This is a genomic window from Azospirillum griseum (genome assembly GCF_003966125.1).
GTDB lineage: Bacteria > Pseudomonadota > Alphaproteobacteria > Azospirillales > Azospirillaceae > Azospirillum > Azospirillum griseum.
On the sequence record NZ_RXMA01000027.1, the window covers coordinates 58,637 to 77,846 of the forward strand.

At 66.5% G+C, this 19,210-nt stretch carries 26 protein-coding genes; 3 read left to right on the forward strand and 23 right to left on the reverse strand.

The window, feature by feature from the left end:
* Window positions 1-3: 3 nt before the first annotated feature.
* From EJ903_RS21460 to EJ903_RS27390, 23 genes are all read right to left on the reverse strand, one after another.
* Window positions 4-609 (reverse strand): hypothetical protein, encoded by a 606-nt coding sequence (locus tag EJ903_RS21460; RefSeq protein WP_126619303.1) that lies wholly within the window; start codon window positions 607-609, stop codon window positions 4-6.
* Between the two features lie 2 nt (window positions 610-611).
* Window positions 612-953 (reverse strand): hypothetical protein, encoded by a 342-nt coding sequence (locus EJ903_RS21465; protein ID WP_126619305.1) that lies wholly within the window; start codon window positions 951-953, stop codon window positions 612-614.
* A 65-nt stretch (window positions 954-1,018) separates the two neighbouring features.
* Complete coding sequence (locus EJ903_RS21470) at window positions 1,019-1,942, reverse strand: hypothetical protein (protein WP_126619307.1); 924 nt, start codon at window positions 1,940-1,942, stop codon at window positions 1,019-1,021.
* A 143-nt stretch (window positions 1,943-2,085) separates the two neighbouring features.
* Window positions 2,086-2,532, reverse strand: a complete 447-nt coding sequence (locus tag EJ903_RS21475; protein ID WP_126619309.1) for a phage tail tube protein — start codon at window positions 2,530-2,532, stop codon at window positions 2,086-2,088.
* Between the two features lie 10 nt (window positions 2,533-2,542).
* On the reverse strand, window positions 2,543-2,902 hold the full coding sequence (locus EJ903_RS21480; RefSeq protein WP_126619311.1) for a hypothetical protein: 360 nt from the start codon (window positions 2,900-2,902) through the stop codon (window positions 2,543-2,545).
* Between the two features lie 55 nt (window positions 2,903-2,957).
* A complete protein-coding gene (locus tag EJ903_RS21485) occupies window positions 2,958-3,332 on the reverse strand; it encodes a hypothetical protein (protein ID WP_126619313.1) in 375 nt (124 codons plus the stop codon).
* A 92-nt stretch (window positions 3,333-3,424) separates the two neighbouring features.
* A complete protein-coding gene (locus EJ903_RS21490; protein WP_126619315.1) occupies window positions 3,425-4,240 on the reverse strand; it encodes a hypothetical protein in 816 nt (271 codons plus the stop codon).
* Window positions 4,241-4,310: 70 nt separating this feature from the next.
* A complete protein-coding gene (locus EJ903_RS21495) occupies window positions 4,311-5,366 on the reverse strand; it encodes a major capsid protein (RefSeq protein ID WP_126619317.1) in 1,056 nt (351 codons plus the stop codon).
* 28 nt (window positions 5,367-5,394) lie between these two features.
* Entirely contained in the window at window positions 5,395-5,766 is a 372-nt protein-coding gene (locus EJ903_RS21500; RefSeq protein WP_126619318.1) for a head decoration protein, read from the reverse strand.
* Window position 5,767: 1 nt separating this feature from the next.
* Window positions 5,768-6,865: a head maturation protease, ClpP-related gene (locus tag EJ903_RS21505; protein ID WP_126619320.1), complete on the reverse strand. Its 1,098-nt coding sequence runs from the start codon at window positions 6,863-6,865 to the stop codon at window positions 5,768-5,770.
* A 7-nt stretch (window positions 6,866-6,872) separates the two neighbouring features.
* Complete coding sequence (locus tag EJ903_RS21510) at window positions 6,873-8,336, reverse strand: phage portal protein (protein WP_158627970.1); 1,464 nt, start codon at window positions 8,334-8,336, stop codon at window positions 6,873-6,875.
* A gap of 50 nt (window positions 8,337-8,386) precedes the next feature.
* Window positions 8,387-8,602: a hypothetical protein gene (locus tag EJ903_RS21515; RefSeq protein ID WP_126619324.1), complete on the reverse strand. Its 216-nt coding sequence runs from the start codon at window positions 8,600-8,602 to the stop codon at window positions 8,387-8,389.
* Window positions 8,603-8,610: 8 nt separating this feature from the next.
* Complete coding sequence (locus EJ903_RS21520; RefSeq protein WP_126619325.1) at window positions 8,611-10,695, reverse strand: phage terminase large subunit family protein; 2,085 nt, start codon at window positions 10,693-10,695, stop codon at window positions 8,611-8,613.
* Window positions 10,652-11,197 carry a Terminase small subunit (DNA packaging protein Nu1) gene (locus EJ903_RS21525; protein ID WP_126619327.1) on the reverse strand — a complete coding sequence of 182 codons (546 nt, stop codon included), beginning with the start codon at window positions 11,195-11,197 and terminating at the stop codon, window positions 10,652-10,654. Before EJ903_RS21525 ends, EJ903_RS21520 begins: the two co-directional genes overlap by 44 nt.
* Before the next feature lie 497 nt (window positions 11,198-11,694).
* A complete protein-coding gene (locus EJ903_RS21530; RefSeq protein ID WP_126619329.1) occupies window positions 11,695-11,964 on the reverse strand; it encodes a hypothetical protein in 270 nt (89 codons plus the stop codon).
* On the reverse strand, window positions 11,961-12,767 hold the full coding sequence (locus EJ903_RS21535; RefSeq protein ID WP_126619331.1) for a DNA-methyltransferase: 807 nt from the start codon (window positions 12,765-12,767) through the stop codon (window positions 11,961-11,963). The genes EJ903_RS21530 and EJ903_RS21535 overlap by 4 nt, the downstream gene beginning before the upstream one ends.
* Before the next feature lie 10 nt (window positions 12,768-12,777).
* Window positions 12,778-13,434, reverse strand: a complete 657-nt coding sequence (locus tag EJ903_RS21540) for a DUF3164 family protein (protein ID WP_246015820.1) — start codon at window positions 13,432-13,434, stop codon at window positions 12,778-12,780.
* 92 nt (window positions 13,435-13,526) lie between these two features.
* Window positions 13,527-14,528: a tyrosine-type recombinase/integrase gene (locus tag EJ903_RS21545; protein ID WP_246015821.1), complete on the reverse strand. Its 1,002-nt coding sequence runs from the start codon at window positions 14,526-14,528 to the stop codon at window positions 13,527-13,529.
* Between the two features lie 106 nt (window positions 14,529-14,634).
* The gene (locus EJ903_RS21550; protein ID WP_126619333.1) at window positions 14,635-15,423 is read right to left on the reverse strand and encodes a hypothetical protein; all 789 of its coding nucleotides are present in this window, start codon (window positions 15,421-15,423) and stop codon (window positions 14,635-14,637) included.
* A gap of 1 nt (window position 15,424) precedes the next feature.
* Window positions 15,425-15,733, reverse strand: coding sequence for a hypothetical protein (locus EJ903_RS21555; protein ID WP_126619335.1), 309 nt, complete (start codon window positions 15,731-15,733; stop codon window positions 15,425-15,427).
* Window positions 15,734-16,128: 395 nt separating this feature from the next.
* Window positions 16,129-16,812, reverse strand: a complete 684-nt coding sequence (locus EJ903_RS21560; protein ID WP_126619337.1) for a DUF3102 domain-containing protein — start codon at window positions 16,810-16,812, stop codon at window positions 16,129-16,131.
* Between the two features lies 1 nt (window position 16,813).
* Window positions 16,814-17,434, reverse strand: a complete 621-nt coding sequence (locus tag EJ903_RS21565; protein ID WP_126619339.1) for a ParA family protein — start codon at window positions 17,432-17,434, stop codon at window positions 16,814-16,816.
* 176 nt (window positions 17,435-17,610) lie between these two features.
* Window positions 17,611-18,249 carry a hypothetical protein gene (locus EJ903_RS27390; RefSeq protein WP_210211503.1) on the reverse strand — a complete coding sequence of 213 codons (639 nt, stop codon included), beginning with the start codon at window positions 18,247-18,249 and terminating at the stop codon, window positions 17,611-17,613.
* Window positions 18,250-18,288: 39 nt separating this feature from the next.
* Between EJ903_RS27390 and EJ903_RS27280 the strand changes: the two genes are divergently transcribed.
* The 3 genes from EJ903_RS27280 (at window position 18,289) to EJ903_RS21580 (ending at window position 19,035) form a co-directional block, all read left to right on the forward strand.
* Complete coding sequence (locus tag EJ903_RS27280; protein ID WP_174237345.1) at window positions 18,289-18,525, forward strand: hypothetical protein; 237 nt, start codon at window positions 18,289-18,291, stop codon at window positions 18,523-18,525.
* An 8-nt stretch (window positions 18,526-18,533) separates the two neighbouring features.
* A complete protein-coding gene (locus EJ903_RS21575; protein WP_126619341.1) occupies window positions 18,534-18,752 on the forward strand; it encodes a hypothetical protein in 219 nt (72 codons plus the stop codon).
* A 67-nt stretch (window positions 18,753-18,819) separates the two neighbouring features.
* Complete coding sequence (locus EJ903_RS21580; protein WP_126619343.1) at window positions 18,820-19,035, forward strand: hypothetical protein; 216 nt, start codon at window positions 18,820-18,822, stop codon at window positions 19,033-19,035.
* Window positions 19,036-19,210: the final 175 nt, after the last annotated feature.

Below are 19,210 nucleotides of genomic sequence, written 5' to 3' on the forward strand. Positions count from 1 at the left end.
CGGTCAGCGGGCTTGAATCGCGATGGCCGGATAGCCCAGGGCCTCTTCCAGGCCCTCCATCCGCAACCACAGGAAACGGCTGGTCACGATGGACCCGTAGCGGCGGGACACGGTCGATGCCACCAGGCGGAACACACCATCGGGCGCTTGATCGGACTGCCCCCGCTCGATCTTGCCGGCGTAGGGCTGGGCGTTGGTGATGACGAACTCTGAACGCGGCGGCAGGCGGTTGATGAAGGCGGTGTCGCCGCCTTCGGTCAACGTGCCGACCTCTCGACCATCGCAGAACAGGATGTGCGACTCCCGGAACACCCGCTGATCGGGGTGGACAAAGTCCTCCGGCGACAGCTCACGGAGCTGGGCGGCAGCAAACGCGATGATGGTCCGCAAATACGAAAATTCGAAATAGGCAACCCCATGCGCTTTGATCTGGTCAATCGCGGCACCCGCTTGGCCGTCAATCCACTGCTCGTAGGTGTCGGGACTGGCACCGACCAGCACGCGGCTCAACTCCTGTTTGGCCGTGTCGGCCAGAGCGCGCTGGATGGCGCGTTCGCCTCCCTCCTGCACGACCCGAATCACTCGGTCGATAAGGGGCGAACGCGCCATGGTCAGGCCTCCTTGTTGCGTGATTTCTGGATGGCGGCCAGCAAGGGGCCGGTGGCCACCCCGTCAGGGTAAAGTTCCAACGCCCGGTCGATGCCGACCCGGATGTCCTCGATGTCGGTGCGGGTGATGGTGCCGGGCTGTGTGCTGGCCTGCAGTTCGGCCTCGAACGCGCTCATCAGCGCGAAGGCCTCGATCATCTTTGTGGGCTGGTCCATCGTCCCGCCGGCTTCCGGCAGATGGCCAGCCCCCATCCCGCCTTGGGACAGTCGCCAGAGGCGCAGCATCGCCCAGCACCACGGCTCCAGCCAGTCGCGGGGGTTGGTGCGGTAGCTTTCCGACCCCACCCGCCACGGCCCGGTGGAGTCGCCGTCGAAGCGCTTGGGATCGGTCGCGACGGCGACGGCGATCCTTAGGAGTTTCCCTCCCGCCCCCGCGTGGTCGCCAGTTCGTCCAGCTTGGCCAGGATGGCGTCGATGTCCGAAGGCGGGATCAGGGCGATGCTCTCCTCGGTCGCCAGTTCGGCGTCGCCGCTCGCACCACGCTGGACGGCGAAGGTCTCGGCCCCGGGCAGACCCTCAAGACCGGCGACGTAGAAGCGCAGGCGCAGCATGGTGATGCCGGAGCTGTGGGCCTTGCGCTGTTTGAGGACTTTGCGGACCTCCTCGGCCTCGCAGGTCTGGGTGAACAGGTCCTCGAACAGCGGAATCGCCGCCGTCGGCACCTTGGCGTTGCCGCTCTCGCGGAAGGCCTTGTCGAGCGCCTGGAAGTCCGGGCTGTCGGCGGTCACGCCATACTCGGCACCGCGCGACTGCACCACCGCCTTCATCGCCAGCCACAGCTTGCGGTCGCTGGGGGCAACCGGAACGTCGAAGTAGCACTGGTCGAACTGCGCCTGCAGGCGGAAATTCGGGACGCGCAGGATGTAGACCGGGCGCAGCGTGCGCTTCTGGGCGTCCGCCTCGATCTGTTCCAGGGCTTTGCGCAGGGTCTCGATCAACTCCTGCGCTGTCTTCAGCTCCTGGGTCTTCGCGTCGGCCTCGGCCTTGGCCTTGGTGGCGCTTTCAGCTGCGGTGTCGGCGGTTGCCTGGGCAGCGGCGATGACGGCTTTGTCCTGCGCAGTGTCGGTGTTCAGCGCCAGCAGGTCTTCCAGTTCGGCCTTGGCCTTGGTGGCCGCTTCCTCAGCGGCGTCGGCCGCCTTGCGGGCGACGGTCAGCCCGGCGGCGGATTCATCCACCTTCTGCTCAGCCACCGCCAGCATTTCACGGCGTTTGCGGCCTTCATTCGCGATCGGGTCGAAGCGGTGCTGGCCGACGGACAGGGGAAGGGTGCTCATGGTGGAATCATCTCCGGGATAGACGGAAAAATTAACGCGATGGGACGGAGGCGCATCCCGGACGCCTCCGCCCCACGCCTCGCGGGGGGCGGTCAGCCTTGCGACCGACAGTGGACCTGGTCCGGGTCAGGGAAAGGCTGGCCTTACGGAGACGGGATGTAGGTGGGCGGCCCACTGCTCTTGATCGAGCAGGAGAACTGCTCGGCGTTGCCGTCCTCGCCCGACCGCTCGTAGCTCTCGATGACGAAGGTGCCGACGAAGCTGTCACCATGGCCACTGATGAGCTGGGCCTCCAGATACCCGCCCATGCCTTGGGCCATGGCGGCGTCCCAGACCTTGCGGGCACCGGCGGTCCGGCTGTCGAAAACGCCCTGCAGGCTGACGGACAGCTCCTTGGCCCCGCCGCCCGGCAGATACTCCTTCCAACCGGCGCTGGCCACGTTGGTGATGTCCACCGGTGCCGCGTTCAGGGTCATGCGGGTGCTCTTGGCCCCGCCAATGGTGAACAGGGTCGGCGGGGTGCCGCCGTCGCTGATTTTGAGCGTGAACAGACGCCCGGCGGTGGCGTCGATTGAGGTCGTTGCGGCCATATCAAGCTCCTCAGGAGGCGTCGCGGACGGTGATGATCGCCGTGGTGACGCCGGTGGTGGACGAATAGGTCATCGAGACGCGACTGGTGGTCGGTTCGGTGAACGCCTTGATCGGAAACGGACCGATCAACCGATCACCACCCGCAGGGATCGTCACGGCACGGTCCGGCTTGGCAACGGGTCCGTAGCCGGGGACCTCCGGCGCAACGTTCCGCGATTTCACCGTCAGGGTGATGGGACCGCCGCCACCGTTCTTGACGTGCACGACTTCCTTGCCGGTGTTCAGAAAGCTGTCCCCAGGGGGGTCGGCGGCGGCATAGGTGAGGGCAGCGCCCGCTTCAGTCGGGCGTTGGGTCGGCAATTGGGCCATCGGGGTCTCCAACAAGAAAAAGCCGCCAAGCAGGCCTGGCGGCGGGTGAAAGGGATCAGGGGGAAGCGAAGGTCTCGACGCGCTCGACGCGGAAGTCGATTTGGACCGGTGCGGTGATCCACCGGCCTGGGGCATCGGTTCCGTCAGCAGATCCACCAGCGCTGGACAGCGTCACCACGCTCATGACCGCCACCTGGGTGATCCGCACCGCGTAAGCCAACGGCGGACCGTCCATGTGGGGAGCGTAGAGGGCCGCCACCTTGCCGGCTTCCACCAGCAGCGCGTCCTCATCGATGCCGATCGGTGCCCGAACCAGGATCTGGAGCATGCCGGCCCCCTCCCACAACGCCGGACCGGATTTGCCGTTGCGCTCCCACACGACCGACGTTAGCGCGTGGCAGACATCGCCGCTGGGCGGGAGGAATGGCATGCCCCGCCGCCCGACACGCTGGGGCGGTATCGGCCCCTCGGCAAGCAGCGGGGCCAGGAGTGCTCGGTGTACAGCGGCAACATCGATCATGATCAGGTGGCCTGCAGGTCCCAGGCGACCACGGTGGTGCCGGAGCGGTGGGTGGCGATGCGCGACAGTTCGACGGAACCATCCTCAGTGGTCAGCCGGTCTCCGGCTTTCGGGCGATGTCGCAGTGATCCGCCCAGCACCAACCACCGGGTGGCCCCCTTCACCACCGAACCTGCCAACCCGGCGGCGTCGGTGATGGGCAGCGCCCGCACCGGCTGGTCACGCACCCAGGAGGCCATGACCTCGGTTCCTGCGGCAACCGCAGCCGCCAAAGGCCGGTCCAGCGGGATCGCCGTAAAAACGCCTCCGACGGCGACCACCGTTCCGGCCGCGACATAGGCGTCCGGGTGCCCAGGCACTTGGAACGCGTCACCCGGGCAAATCCGACCGCTGGCCAACGTGCCCGCGATCGACAGCGTGACCACTCCGGCCTCAGCGCCGCTCGCCACCGACCAGGCGGACCCACGCGGCGGCGAGCCGCTGTCATCGACAGAGCGGAGCGTCGCGGCTTGTCCCCACCCAATCATCAGACGCCAACGGAGGGCCTGCGGATCAGCCGCGATTGGAAAGGGGATCGGCGGCGTGTCGATCAGGAAATGGTTCGCTCCGACCCGGAGCGAACCGCCAACCGTCGGCGTCGCCTGGTGGCGCAGCAGGTCGAAGCTGACGCCATCGACCGGCAACACCAGCCCCGGAAACTCCAGCGGGGTGCCCGCCTGCAGAACGGTGCACGAGGCCTCAACCCCGCCGGGCGAGACGCAGAGCGCGTCTTCGCCGAGGCGGCGGAAAACACCCTCAAGGTTGTCGATGGCGTTCACGACAAGCCTCCCAGAAACGCGACGGGCCGCCCAAAGGCAGCCCGTGTCGCGGTTGGATGGTGGGAGTGGATCAGGCTTTCTTCAGGCGGCGGAGGCTCTTCGGCCGCAGGCACATCGGCAGCGGGTTGGACTGCACCTCAAACGCCCGTTGGCTGGACGTCTGCCGCTCCGGACGCTGCAGCATGTAGACCGGCAGGCCCTCGCCCTCGATGGTGTCCCAGGTGTCGCCCGGGGCAAAGAAGGTCTTGAACAGCCCGGGCACCCCCAGAGCGAACAGGCGGGCCTCGTCGGCGGGCACCGACACCTTGCCATCATCCGACCCGCGATAATTCACCCACACAATGTCGGCGTACTGGAAGGACGAGTAGGCCTTCTGGCTGGCGAACAGCTCCGGTGCCTTGGTGACGCCGGTCAGACCCAACTTGCGGGCGTTGACCACCTCCTTGTTGCTGCGCACAGCGTCGAAGAAATCGTCGCCACACGCCACCACGATGGTCATCCCGGCCAGGTTGAAGCCGTTCAACGCCTTGATGACGTCCCGCTTGATCTTCATGCACAGGTCATCGAACTTGGCTTCATCAGCGGTGAAGCTGCCGAACGGCACATTGACCGTTGCCGGACGCGCGACACCATAGGTGGTGAAGTAGTCCCAGAGGACGGTTGTGCCGTCCGCATCGTAGACCTGGCCGTCGATGGCCCCGAGATAGAGATGCTCCATCGTCATCGACAGCTCGGCACGGATGCCGGTCGGGCCTTCGACACGGCGATAGACCAGCCGCTCAGCGGTCTGCAGCAGGTTCGTGGTACCGGGCACCCGGATGCCCTTGATCTGGTCAGCGGTGATGACCGCCTCGCGGGCAAAGCGAACCGTCTCCAGGTAACGGGTGGCCGCCTTCTCGCCGGTGGACTGGCTGGGGGCGGCCCCGCGCGGGCTGGACTGGATCAGCTTCAGCGCGCCGTTGACGTCATCGAAACCGACGAGGGTGGTGTAGACGCCTTCACCGACGAACAGGCCCAGCGACCCGACATAGCCCGGAACGTAGGGGACGTTCTCGTTGACGTGGCTGGTCATGCTGGCGGCGCTGAAGGCATCGCCGTTGAAGATATCGAGAGTGAGTTCGGCCATGGTGGCGGCTCCAGAGGCAGGCGGTGGGTCAGCGGGCGATGATGAAATGGTCGGCGAGTTGGGCCAGAGCGGCCGCGATCTCGGCCCCCGTCGTGCCCGACGGCCAGACCAGGGCCTCGGCGTTCACCTCGCAAAGCCGGACCATCAGCGTGGCGCGCTGCGCGGTGGTGGTGGCGTTGACACCGGCGAACAGGATCGCCTTGGCGGTCTGGGAGCCGTCGGTGGCGTCCGGATTGACCGGGACGAACGTTTTGTCGGCGGTGATCTGGCCCAGCACAGCGCCCGCCTCCAGATGACCCACCCCGGCCTTGATGGTGCCGGTCTCCCGCGCAATGTTGCCATTGCCTTCGGACACCAGGAACTCGCCAGCGTGCCGACCTTCTTGAAACACAATGCCCATGTCAGACCCCCCGGACCGGGTTGTTGAATCGGTCGTAGACCGTGGCGGCGTTCAACGGACCACGCGGCTTGGGGTTGGTGCCCGGCGGCGTGTTCTGGGTGCTGTCGACGTGGCTCGCCTGATCGCGGGCGGCGAGCGCCTCGAAGGCGACGGCGCGGGCGCTGTCGACGGTGGCCCCATTGGTGATCAGGCCCGCCGCCTGATCGGCGATGCCGGCGCGAGCGCAGATGTCCTTGATCGTCTTGGCGTCCTGGAGGCGGGCGGTGACGATGGCCGACGTCGCCTTGGCCGTGATCAGGGAGGGGGTCAGTTCCGGCAGTCCAGCGGCCAGGCAGTCGCGGGCGATCGACGCCGGATCGGCCGGCAGGGCCTCGGTCTGGCCACCGCCACCCGGAGGAAGCGACGTGGTTTGTTGGTTGGTCGGCGGGGTTTGGCCGCCGCCGGTGGCGGTGTCGGTCATCGAGGACTCCAAGGGTGGGAGGGCAGAGGTGCGCGCCAGGGCCGCCACCAGGGCGGCCGGCGGGTGACGGAAGCGGTCGAGGTTGGCAAGGTCAAAGCAGGCGCTCATCTTCACCGGCTTCTCGACTTTGGTGCAGAAGCCCTTCTCCAGGGCGTCGGTCGCGCTGAACCAGGTCTCATCGGTCATCAGCTGGGAGAGGCTCTCATCCGCCAAGCCACAGCGGCGGTAGGCGCTGATGATCGCCTGCTTGCCCTTGTCGAGCGCGTCGGCGATGCGCCGCATGTCGGCCGCCGTGCCCCAGACACCGCCCGAGGGGTCGTGGATCATCATCATGGCGTTTTCCGGCATGATGATGTCCTTGCCCGCCATGGCGATGACGCTGGCGATCGAGGCGGCGATGCCATCGATGGTGACGACGATCTCGGCCGCGTGCTTGCTCAGCGCGTTGTAGATGGCCAGCCCGTCGAACACCTCACCGCCCGGCGAGTTGATGCGAACGTCGATGCGGGACACGGCTCCCAGGCCGCGCAGATCCTGCACGAACTGGTTGGCGGTGATGCCCCAAGCACCAATTTCGTCATAGATCAGGATTTCCGCCGCGCCATCGGCCACGGCCTTCATGTTGTACCAGGTGCGCATGGATCCCTCAGGGTTTGGACGCGCCGGGCTCCGGCGCGGGGGCGGAAGGCGTGACGCGGTAGCGGTCGCCGCCGTCGGACGGGGCCACCGGGGCCAACCCCAGCGTCTGTTCGCGCCGGGCGTCGTCGCTGCGCTGCCGGTCAATGTCCTCGATGTCGTCGCCGCGCTCCGACACCGCTTTGGCCCGGCTGGACAAACCGCCCTCGATTTCCTTCAGCACCGCTTGCACGTCTTGCAGCGGGTGGATGTAGGCCCAACGGTCAGGCGTCCAAGCGACCCGGTACAGGTCGCGATCCGTCATCCCGGGCGGGCGCTGGAGGGTTCCGGCGATCAGCGCCAAATCAATGAAGCGCCTCCAGACCGGGCTGCAGAACTGATGGGCGACGATGTTGTGCTGATAGAAGGCGTACCGTCGTTTGAAGGTGTTGAACGCGGCCCGGAAGGTCCGGTCGTTCAACGTGCTGTAATCGCCGGTCACCTCCTCATAGAGCTGGTTGACCGAGGCGGCGACGCCCCGGTAATTCCAGCGCATGAAGGTCTCGAAATTCCCCCCGACATCGACCGGATCGAACCACTTCACATCCTCGCCGTCTTCCAGCACCAGCATCGTGCCGGGCTCCATGCCGACATCGGCGACCCCGGTGGCGTCTGCCTCGCCCTCGCCGACCAGCGGGTCGCCCTCGTTCGATCCCGGCTTGCGGGTGATGGCCCCCATCTTCATCGCCGCCACTTTCTTGCGGACGATCTCCGCGTCCTCGTACTGGCCCGCGTCGTTCAACCGGACGAGCATGCGCGACAGCTGGGGGATGCCGCGCAATTGACCCGCACGGGTCGGGTGATAGAGGTGCAGGACCTCGCTGGCCAAGACCCGCACCAGGCTGGAATCGCCGTTTCCCAGCACCCACTCACCTGGGTGTTGGCGGTGCATCCAGTAGGCGGCCCGGCGGCCAACGCTGTCCCGTTCGATGCCCTGCACCACGCTGTTGCCGCCAGTGACGATGGTGGTATGGTCGAGCGGCACCTGCTCCGGCTCGATCAGCTGCACTTGCAGGGGAACCGGCAGCCCATCCGACGGCCGACGCGGCCGCAGGCGGGCAAAGCACTCGCCACCCTCGACCCACTCCTGCACGGCAAGCGCCTGCAGACCGTAGAAATCCAGGACACCGTCGGCGTCGGCGAACTCCGTCCAGTCGTACCAGAGTTGCTGCACCGCTTCACGGAACGCCGGGTCGGGACACAGGCTCTGCGGCTTGATCCCGGTGCCGATCGTGTGCGTCACCGCCAGATCGACCGCGCGACCCGAAGCCCATTGGGTGCGGGTGGACTGGCGGGATTGCTGGCGCAGCAGAGCAACGTTGCTGCCGACCAGCGAATTGGGGCCCGCCCCGGACACCCGGCGCATCGAGGCGGTGCGTTTGCCCTGGCCCGTCGACGCGAAGGCCGGTTGTGCCTGCGCACGAAAGGGCTCCACATAAACGCCCGTCCCTTTGATGCGAATGCGAACGCTGGCGTTCCGCATGATCAGAACCCCGACGAGGTGATGACGCGGATCTGCCGTTTGGGCCGACGACCGCTGGTCCGGGCGACATCGCGCTCCATCATCCCCAGCATGTCGGCCGCCTGCTTGGGCGTGATGAAACGGGTGCGGGTGCCGTCGCTGTATTCGACCTCAGCGGCGTTGCCCGCCTTTGCGATGGCGCTCTTCAGCGCATCGACGTCGGTCTGTGTGAAGGCCATGAACACCTCTACAGGTTGGAGCGGATGACCCGGCGACCACGGCCCCGCTTTTGAATGACGGCCGCCGGGGCCGGGGTCGGCGTCTGCTCGACCAACGGCAGGGCGGCGGCTGAACCGGTCTCTACCTCAGGATCGTCACTGCCCGCCGGACCCTGCGGCGGGAGGACCGCACCGCCTTCAAGGGCGGTCAGCCACTTCTTGTTCAGGGTCTGCAGGCCAACCGCCGCCGCATAGGCGTAGACGAGGCACACACCCGCCTCGTGCGCCTTGTCCTTCGGCTTGTCCCAGACCGTGTACTGGCCACCCTTGGGGGTGATCAGCCGCTCACGGGTCAGCTGCTCGAAGAACTCGGTGTCGAGCGGCTCCGCTTCCGCCGGTGGATCGCTGGGGAAGTGGATGTAGCGTGGTCCCGGCCGGGGCACGGCCAGGGAGCCGTAGACGAAATCGCGGGCGGCGTTTCCGCCCACGAGATAGACCGTGTTCCCGTTTTTGACCGTGGGCCGACGCGGCCAAACCCGCGTCCGCTGGCCGTTCTTCTCCGACCGGCCCTTGATGGCCCAGACACGCCTCGCCCGCCGCAGCTCGCAGAAGGCATAGGTCTCGGCGGTGTGGTGGCCACCGGAATCGACGGCCGCCGCCTGGATCCGGAACCGCCGACCGTCCGGCCCGACAAAGGACCGCAGCAGCAAACGGTCCAGCTGGTCCCAGACCTCGCGTTGGGCCGGGTCGCCCCGGAATATCCAGTGGCCGATCAGCCAGGATTCATGCCCTCGGCCCCAGCCGTAGACCGTCACCTCGATGCGCGGGTGTCTGCCTTGACCGGACTGGACGTCGACGCCAGCCGTCAGATAGACCACCCCCGGCGGGATCTCCGTCGGGTACGGCTCCATCCGCTGGGTGAACGCCTCGATCTTGATCTGCTGCCCGTAGGTCGGCTCATAGGGCATGCCCAGACGCAGGTTGACGAAGGGCTGCACCAGGCTGGCCGGGTCGGCCTGTGCCTCGATCCACTCGCCCACCAACACCGGCCATGCGGCGTTCGGGTTGAGGCTCATGCCGGTCCACAGATGAAACCCGACATGACCCGGCTGTTTGGGCCTGGCGGTCGCCCGCCACTCCCCCCGCTCGTCCATCCAGCTCTTGTGCCCCTCCTCGATGCGGTGGCCGCAGGTGCCGACGTACCAGACATGCGCCACAGCGCCGTCCTCATCCAGGGACCACTTGACCCCGTGCGGGACGTCCGGTCCGCCCCACTCCAGATGCTGCCAGCCAGCCAGCCGACCGGTCGCCGCCGAGCAGTGAGGGCAAGGAACGAAGTAGCGGCGCTGATCGCTCTGCAGCCACAGCTTCCAGGTCCGGCTGGTGTCCTTCAGGAGCGGGGTGCCGCCCCGGATTTGCTTCCGGTTCCAAAAGGTTTCGCCACGGGTCCAGAACAGCTTGAGCTTGTCACCCTGCGTCTTTGCCTTTGGCGTCCACCCTTCCGCGTCCAGCTCGTCGCCGAACAGGAAGCGCGCCGAGTATCGCCGGAAGGCGTCGTCGGACGCGGCCCCGACCAGACGCACGGACGCGCCATTGGCCAAACGGTAGAAGGTCGCCTTGTCCTGGCGCTCACCTTTCCGCACCGTCCGCAGCTGCTCGGCAAGGACCGGCGTGTCCCGCAGCATCGGCCCGATTTCGTCCGCCCCGAAATCCTCGGCATCGGGGATGGTGGGTTGCGCCACCGCACACAGGGTCGGGTCCTGGTGGAGGTGATACCCGATCGCCAGTGTCGCCATGCGCGTGTAACCAACGCGGGCGGCCTTCAGCACGGTGATCAGCGGGATCGTCGGATCGCACATGGCGTCCAGCAGACCGCGCTGGTAGCCGTAGAGGGTCACAGGGCCGCTTTCCGACCCGGTGCCCCTCGGGATGCGCCCGTAACCGACCTGCCCCGCCCTGCCCTCCGCCCATTCCGAGCCGGTGATCCGGTTCCGGAACTTCAGGGTGTTCTGGATCAGTCCGAGCAGATCGCCTCGCAGACCTTGCCGACCGATGCCGTAGCAGCCGGCCTCATGGGCCGCTACTGTCGCCGCTGCCGTTGCCGCCGTCGTCATGGGTCCACCGCTTGCCCAGTTCCTCAGCCGCAGCGTCAAACACCCGGTTCATTTCCGCTTCGGCGAGAGCCTGGATCTCGGTTGGACTGGTCATCGAGGCGGCCCGACCAGCCAGCTTGGCGCAGAAGGTGCTCAACCCCGTCCGCAGGCCGATGCAGAAGTCGGCGATGTCGGCTGCGGCATCGCGGCGGTTCACCACCTGGCTCAACAGCTCCGCTGTGCTCACCTCCTCGGCGATCATCAGGGCGATGGCCCGACGGCGGTTCGCCTCGTCCGTCTTCATCCCCACGGAATCACCGCCAGCACCGGCATCCTCACTGGCCCGATCCAGCAACCAGTCCACCACCGCGCCGATGTCGATCTGCCACTCGACGCCCCGGGCGCGATCGGCGCGACGGACAACCGGACAGCCATCGTCAATCCAGCCCGACAGCGTGTTCCGATGCTTGCCAAGTATGGCGGCGGCCTCGACCAGGCTGAACACCCGTTTCCGCCCCGACACCGGGCCGGAATCATCCGCCAGCTGGGAATCAGCGGGTGATTCCAGGGGTGATTCCGGGGGTGCTGATGCTGCCTCACCCCGAAAATTTTCTAAGCCGGTGTTCAACCGCGGCCGTCCGCCGCGACTGCGGTACCCGGCCCCCCCAGGGTCCCCGGGATGGCCCTGCCCTGCCCCGCTGGCCGCCGTCTGCGCCCGGTGGCGCGGTGGTGGCTGGGGTGAGGGCGGCGGCGCTTTGGCCGCTGTAGGGCCGGTTTCCCGGGCACGCTGGGGGGGCCGACTTACCGGCTTGCCCTTGCCCACTTTCGTGGGCGGTTCAGTCCTTTCCGGAGCGGTCGGCTCGACACCGCCCGGCTTGGTCCATCCCTCCTTGGACGCCCGCTTGCTGTAGCCACCGGCGTTCCCGCCGTACCGCCGGGCCAGCTCGCGCGGGCCGACCCCGGCTTCGTAGTCCGCCCGGGCCTGTTCCCACCGATCGGCCATGTCGCTCTACACCACGATCAGGACTTGGGCCGAGCATCCTCGGAGAAGCGTTCACGCGTGAACGATTTGGCCTGAGGGCGTTGCCGGAAGCGGTCACGGTAGTCGAGAACCAACAGCCCAAGCCGACCAACCACCAGCACCACAGTGCCCCAGAACGCCAGTTCCTGAGCAGGGCCGTGCAAAGCGTCAATCCACCAGCTCATCGTCCCACCAATCGCGACGATCACACCGTCAGTTGCGGCGCGCCCGGTGACACCATGCACGAAATCATCCATGTGCAGGCTCATGCTGCGTTCTCCTTGGACAGACCGGCCAGTCGCTTCCGACCCGCCTCGAAATAGCGTTCATCCCGCTCGATGCCGATGAAGCGACGGCCACTCGACAGCGCCGCCTCTCCGGTCGATGCGCTCCCAAAGAACGGGTCAAGCACAGTCTCATGGAGCGGACACACAGTTCCGATCAGTTCGGCCAAAAGCCCCACAGGCTTCTCGGTTGGATGTAACCCAGCGCGCACCGGCGGGTGATGCAGCACATTGGGGGTGTTGCGGCGAAGCGGCCCGCTGCCCTTGCCTTTCGTAAAGTGGTAAATCAGCTCGTACTGATGTCGAAAAAATGTCCCCATGCCGAAATAGGTCTTGTCCCAAACCAACATCCCGACACGACGCAGGTCCGCGCTTTCCATTGCGTCACCAGCGACGCCGCCCAGCAACACCCCAGCATCACCTCCATCGATGGCGTCAGCCAAATGATCGCTCATGCGCCAGTCGATGAACGCCAAAACATGCCCACCGGGTTGCAAAACTCGTTGCCATTCCATGGCGCAGGCGCGCAGCAAATATAAGAATCCCCGTGTGGAAAGATTGTCGGAGCCAAACCAACGATCTGGATTTCCACTTGTTGACCGCGTCATGGTCTTACCGAAAGCGGTGCGCCCGGCCTCGCGCGTCGCTCCGCTCGAATAGGGAACATCGGTAAGAACCAGCGAAACGGAGGCGTCATCCAGTTCCCGCATCCGCTCGATGCAGTCGCCCAGCATCAGCGTTGCATCACCGATCGTCACCGATGCAGCTTTGGTTGTGTTCTGTTTCATTCTGGGGCGCTCACACGTTTGCGAGATCGAGGCTCACGGATTTCCAGGGCTGGTCCTGGGAATCACGCCGGTAGAAGCGGACGTAAACCGATGTGCTTTCGACCGTGATGGAATCGGCGATGGCCTGCATCGCGCGTTCCCAGCGCGCGTCGGCGATGGCCAGCTTGGGCAGCGCCAGGACGCTCTCGCGGTTGACCTTCCCTTCCTTGTCGGTGCGGAAGGCGTGCTCGACCAACGCGCGAATGTTGTCGTTGGTGTCCGCCGCCCATTCGGTGATGCACTGGTCAATGAGCGCCTTCGCCACCTGCAGCTCCGGGCCGAACCGCATGTGATCGGCAACCTGCACCTTGATTTGCATGCGTCCGTCGAAGGAATTGAAGGTCATGTTCCCTCGTTTCCCGCCGAACTTCACATCGTATTTCTCGTGCAGCAGCGCGACGAACGCATCGACGTCTGTGAACACCAGGCGCTTGAACGCACGCATCGTGTCCGAAAGCGCTTCGGCCTCGCTCATCAGTTTGCGGACGAACTGGTCCTCCAGGAGGTCGGAATAACGCACCAGGCGCGCGGGAATCATCCGCCCCTTCGCGTCCTCGAAAAACGCCGGTTTCTGCGGCTCCGTACCGGAAACGGCACCGGAAACGCTGGGCGATTCCATCGTCTTCATGGCCGATTCCTCCTTCTTGAGCTTGCGATAATCATACTTTTCGCAAGCTCCCGATTCCGTGATTCCAGACCCTGCAACAGGCCGTTGGGCTGTCAGCCCTCGGTGATCAAGCTGGCGATCCGCCCCGCCTCATCGTCCCGATTGTCGTTGTACCGGATGGTCACGCGCGGATCGCGGTGACGCGCAAAGCCCTGGACCGCCGACACATTCCCATTCGTGCGCGCCAGGGCCTCGGTGATGGCGCTGTGGCGCAATCCGTGCGGGCGAGCCGGAACGCCAGCCCCGGCCCCCAGCCGCCGCACAATCAGGCGGACAGCCTCCCCGGACAGCCGACCCTCGAACGCCCCCGCGTTGTCGAGGCGGACAAACAGCGGGCCGTCCCACGCCCCTCGCACCCCGACCCACGCGTCCAGCGCCGCCCGGGTGGCGTCCGGCAGCGTCACCATTTCCCGTTCACGCCGCGCCTTGCCCAGGATGGCCAGCGTCGCGGCCTCTGCGTCGTAATGGGCATGATCCAACGAGACCACCTCGCCCCGCCGCAGCGCGGTGTCGTGGAGCAAGCGGACGATGGCGGTGTCGCGCACGCCGATGGCGTCGCCGCGATCCTCCGCCTTGCCGATGATCGCCATCACGCCATCGTGCCCCGGCCCCCGCGTGTCGCGATAGGCGGCGGACCCGACATTCTCGACCTCCAAAGACCAGCCGACCAGGCCGAGCGTCCGGCCGAGCTGGACCAGCGAACGCAACGCCGCCAAACGCCGGTTGACCGTCGCCGGTGACAGCCCGCGCGTCAGCAGGTCAGCGCGATACCCCAGTGCCAGGGCGTTGGCTTGCCCGGCGGCCAGACCGAACAGCTCCAGCACCACCCGGTCGATGCTGGCGGCATAGACCGCCGCACCCGGCTGGCGGGCCACGAACGCCCGAAAATCCTCCAGATCACGGCGATACGCCGCCACCGTGGTTGGCTTCCGACCGGCCAGAAAGCTGTCGATCAAGCGCTCTTGCAACTGGGCGATGGGCAGGGCGTCGGCCAGCCCCATCGGCACAGTGGCCGGAACCACGACGGCTCCCCGCGTATCAACATCATCGTGCATGACCGGATCCAGACAGCCCAAACAGCGAAAGACCCGCGTGGCGGGTGCCAGCGGGTCTTCATTCAGGCGCAATGCGTCCAGGTCAGTATGTCAAGAGATTGATTTCCTAACAAGGCTTTTGTTCCCATGGGCGGGCCGGAATGGCCAGACCGGTGATCCGATGCGCGATCAACTTCCCCCTCAACGCCCCCACCAACCGGCTCAAACCCGTGTGCCATTCGACCCAATCGCAGTTGGCTTCGATGACCTTTGCGTCGCTGTGCTCCGGTTCCACCGGGCACCACCGCACGAACAGCTCCCGCCCGCCTTCGACCGCGCGAAACCGAAACCCTTTCTCCTCCTCCACCAGCCGCCGCCGCCCATGCGCATCGAACAGGCTTTCCCCGCGCGCAAGGCAACGCGCGGCAAACTCTGACCGTTGGGCGATGGGTTGCCATTCCCCCGCAATCTGATGGCGGTACCGGCCCGGCTGGTCCGAGGGGCGCTTCGCCATCACCAAGGGCTGAAGCAGCGGCAGCCAGTCGGGCCGGGTGCCTGCCTGACCATGCGCCCGCACCAGCCGCCGTTCTCCAACCGGCAACGCCTCGATGGCGGCCGCCACCGCTTCGGCGTCGGGTGGCAGACGTGGAGCAATTCCCCGCGTTGGCCCCTTGCCATCGATCCGGGTGCCAACCGCCCCAATCGCGGCCACCCGCGCGCAGGAGTCAACGCCCCAGGCCCCTGGAAAATCCGCGCCGGACAACCGCTGCCGACTGCAACGCATGCCGAATTGAGCCGCCGCCTCAACCACATGCAAGCTTGATCGGTCGCGCAGCGCCTGTTGGTCGCGGCACGCCCACACCACCAGATCCTCAACGTCGATGGACCGGACCAGAGGGGAAACAGCCACCGCCATGTCAACCCGCCTGCGGCGTGACGATGGCCGCCGTGGAGAGCGATGGGGTGGTCAGCGACGGGCCGAACAAACGAACCACCCCGGCCACCAGCGTGTCCAGCGCCGCCATCGGGATCAACGCCGGATCCACCTGACCACAGCGTTGCAGATAGCGGGCCTTGGCGAACAGATCGTCCGGGGTGCGGATGTCGCCGGTTTCCAACTGGTGCTCCAGCGTGCCAGAGCGCGCGTCCGCGTCGTCACCGTCGATTCCGGACACGGCCAGAAACTCCAGCAGCACGGGCATCAGGGGCGCGTCAGGGCTGGACATGCAAATCTCCGCGTTTCAGCCCGCAGACACACCCGCTCAGGCTGTTAGGATTTTCTGCCTTTATTTGCTAACAACTCCTTTACGGATGATACAATCCTTCCCGATTTCGTCTTTTTGTTGCTGCGTGCAGCACAAACTACCCCCTTCGCGGCCCGACCGCCAAAGATGAAGGGTCCGCAAAGTGGACATACGTGTGTTTCTGTGCAATGACACAACCAATCTTCCCGGTCCTTACACCTGGGCCAGCCGGACCGACGCAGCGAGTCAGCGTTGCGCCGACTGGGTAACTGTCGCCCTCTGATACGGCCGCGAAACGCGGAGAAGGGGCCACCGGCGGCCGGAAAGACCATCGCGTGGCGATGGGGTGATCGCGACACCCCGCCGCGCGCAACCTTTCAGGCCACCGTGGCGTTGTGCATCGTCAGCACATGGCGCACCAGGGCCGCAGCGGCGGGATCATGGGCCACCACCACGAACAACACGCGCCGTTGACCGTCCAGTTCCACCGTGATGGCTCCGGGGTCCGACGGGTCCAGGTGCCACCGCAGCCCCAAGGCCGCCGACAGGCGGGAGGCCGGGGCAGCCACAACCGGGGCGCTCACCGCCTCCGGCTCGACATCGATGACCGTGGGCGTGGGCAACGGCACCGCGCGCGGCGGGGCCTTCGCCTCCTTGAACGCCTCCACCTCCGCGCGGGTCACGTCGGGGCGGATCACCCCCTGCGCGACCGCCTCCGCGCGCACCTCGTCCGGCAGGGTGGCGATGGCGTAGAGCGTGCTGTAGGCCTCCGGCAACTGGTCCAGCGGCACCGTGCCCGCATCGACGAACGCCGCCACCTCGCGCAGCTTGCGCGCGGTCGCGGGGCCGAACGGCAGTTCCGACTCGATCATCGCCTCATACTCGCCATGCGGCAACGCCGCCTTGGCCTCGTTCAGCCGTCGGCCCACCTGCACGGTGGATTCCAGGGCGTTGGTCCATTCGCGGCGGATGTCGGCCACGAACTCCGCGCGGGTGGTCAGCGCGCGCGGCGCGGCCAGCATCGAAAGCCGGGTGTTCCCCAAACTGCGGGCGTTGGTCATGTCAGATCCCCATCTCGTTGGCCAGATAGGCCCACAGGTCGCGGAACAACGGGCCGGTGCGGGTCCCGGCGATCTCCGCCGTGCCCAGCCCGGCGGTGAAGCTGCGCGGCACCTCTTGCAGCTGCGGGATCTCGACCGGGGCCAGAGTTCCCATCCCACCGGCGATCTCCCGCGCGTCGGCGGTTTCGCGCAGGCGCGGCTGGACCAGGCTCAACAGCAGCCGCATCGGCCGACGGCGACCGCGCAGATAGGGCATCATGCCCTGCATGCTGACCAGATCCTCCGGGCCGGGCCGCACCGGCACCAGCACCAGATCGGCGGCGTCGAACAGGATCGCCGTGGGCACGGGAAAGAACTCCACCGCCGTCGGCGTGTCGATCACCAGCAGATCCAGGCCGTCGGGCGTCGGGGCGCGGTCGATTGCCGACAACACCCGGTGTTCGTGCGCGATCGCCACCGCGTCGCCGGGCCGCTGGCCTTGCCAGAAGGTCAGCGAGCCTTGCGGATCCGTGTCCAGAGTCCCCACCCGCAGCCCGGCCACCGCCGCCGCCACCGCCACGTTGCGCGCCGTCGCTGTTTTCGGCCCGCCGCCCTTGCCCTGCACCACCAAAAGAATCCGCATCACCGCGCCCCCCACCGGAAACCGTTCACCGGGGAACGGTTCGCCGGGAACCGGGCGTCACCACCGGGAAAGCCCGTTGCAACGGGCAGAACGGCGACCTTCGCCAGGTGTGGGCCGGGCGTGGTGCGCGTCCGAATCGTTGATCCATCGAATGGCATGCTGTCCGTTCCCCCGGATCAATGGGTGGTGAAGGTGGGGTTGCCGGCGCGCCACTGGTCGGCCTTTGCCATCAGCATGTCACCGATTGGCTTGCGCAGGTCCGCCTCGCCGGTGGCGTCCCACAGGTCGGACAGCACCCGGTTGATCTCGACCAGCAGTTCCAGCACCCGTTCAAACGTTTTCTGCGCCTCGGCAGGCAGCGCCAGGAACCGCGCCGTCAGCGCCAGCGGCCGCGCCGCCTGGGACAGGTCCGACCGGGACCGATCCGCCTGCGCGGCGGGCGGCTTCGGTGGTGGCAGCGCCAGCGGGGCCGACCGCTTGACCCGCGTGGTCCGCAGGGCGGCGTCCACCGGCCTGCCCTGGCGCAGGGCGTCCAGGGCGGCGTCGGTCAAGGCCCGGCGGACCCGGCTTTCCTCCACCCCCGCCGCGTGCCGCGCCCGTTGATCGATGGCGTCCAGGTCGGCCTTGGTCAGCGCCGGGGCGGGCGGCGGGGGCGGCAGAGCCTTGCCGCTGGTCACGGCGTCGAACACCTCCACGATCTGGATCGTGATCTCGGTCGCCCGTTCCGTCTCGGCCTTGGTCGCGATGTAGATCGCCTGTTTCTTCGTCAGCCAGAATTCGGTCGCCGGACGACCGCGTCCAGGATTTTGCCGCACGGTGCGGCAAAATCCTCCGAACCGTTCCAAAGCCTCCTGATGACGCTGAATCAATGGGCGAATATCGCGTGGCTTCTTGAAACCAAGAGCTTCGGCCAAGCGCAGATCCAGAATGCGCGGTTCTTCGCCGTTCGTGGTGCTCAAGTCTGCCGCCGTCAGCGGCGTGCATATGGTATAGTCATCCTCAGCCTTGGGCATTGGGGCATGTCCTTTGTTCGGGGTCAGGCCGGGCCGGGCGCTTCCAACACCCGGTTCGGCCGCATGGTGTTATGGTGATATCACCATTGATTCTTGCGATCAATGGTGATGTCGCGTATATCACTTGCATGGCTGTTAACCCTGAAACCACCGTCCGCAAATTGGTCTCGCTGCCCAAACCGTTGGCTGCGGCGATTCTCGATTTTCGGTTTGAGCAACGCATCGGCACCGAGTCCGAAGCGATCCGCCGCTTGATCGAACTCGGCCTGGAAGCGGCCAAGCAGCAGCCGGAGAAGACGGGATAAGCGCCATCCCCCAATCGACTCCCCCCACGGTTGAGCTACGCTGGCCCAAGGGAAAAGGAGAGCCACGATGCCCCCGGAACGCGAAGCGGAACTGTTCGCCACGCTCGAAAGCATTTCTCGGATGCTTGAAAGGGTCATGGCGGTTCAGGAATCCCACACCGGGCAATTCGCCGAACTGCGGGGCGACCTGAAGGCGGTGAACGCTCGCCTGGACGAACAACGACAAACGATCAACGCCCTGATCCCGACCCGCCTTGCCGCGATCCCATCCTCCGCCGCCTGATCGTCTCGCCCGTTGCGGCTGGACCCCGATCCCCCAGCGGCTACAATAGAGCATCGAGCGTTTAATCTGGCGCATATCCAGCATGCTTGAGATAGTTCCAGCATTCCTCTGGCGTATAGAGGTCACAGATGGAGCCGACGGCTTTCCAGAGTTCCTCGATGGTGCGCGCGCCGAT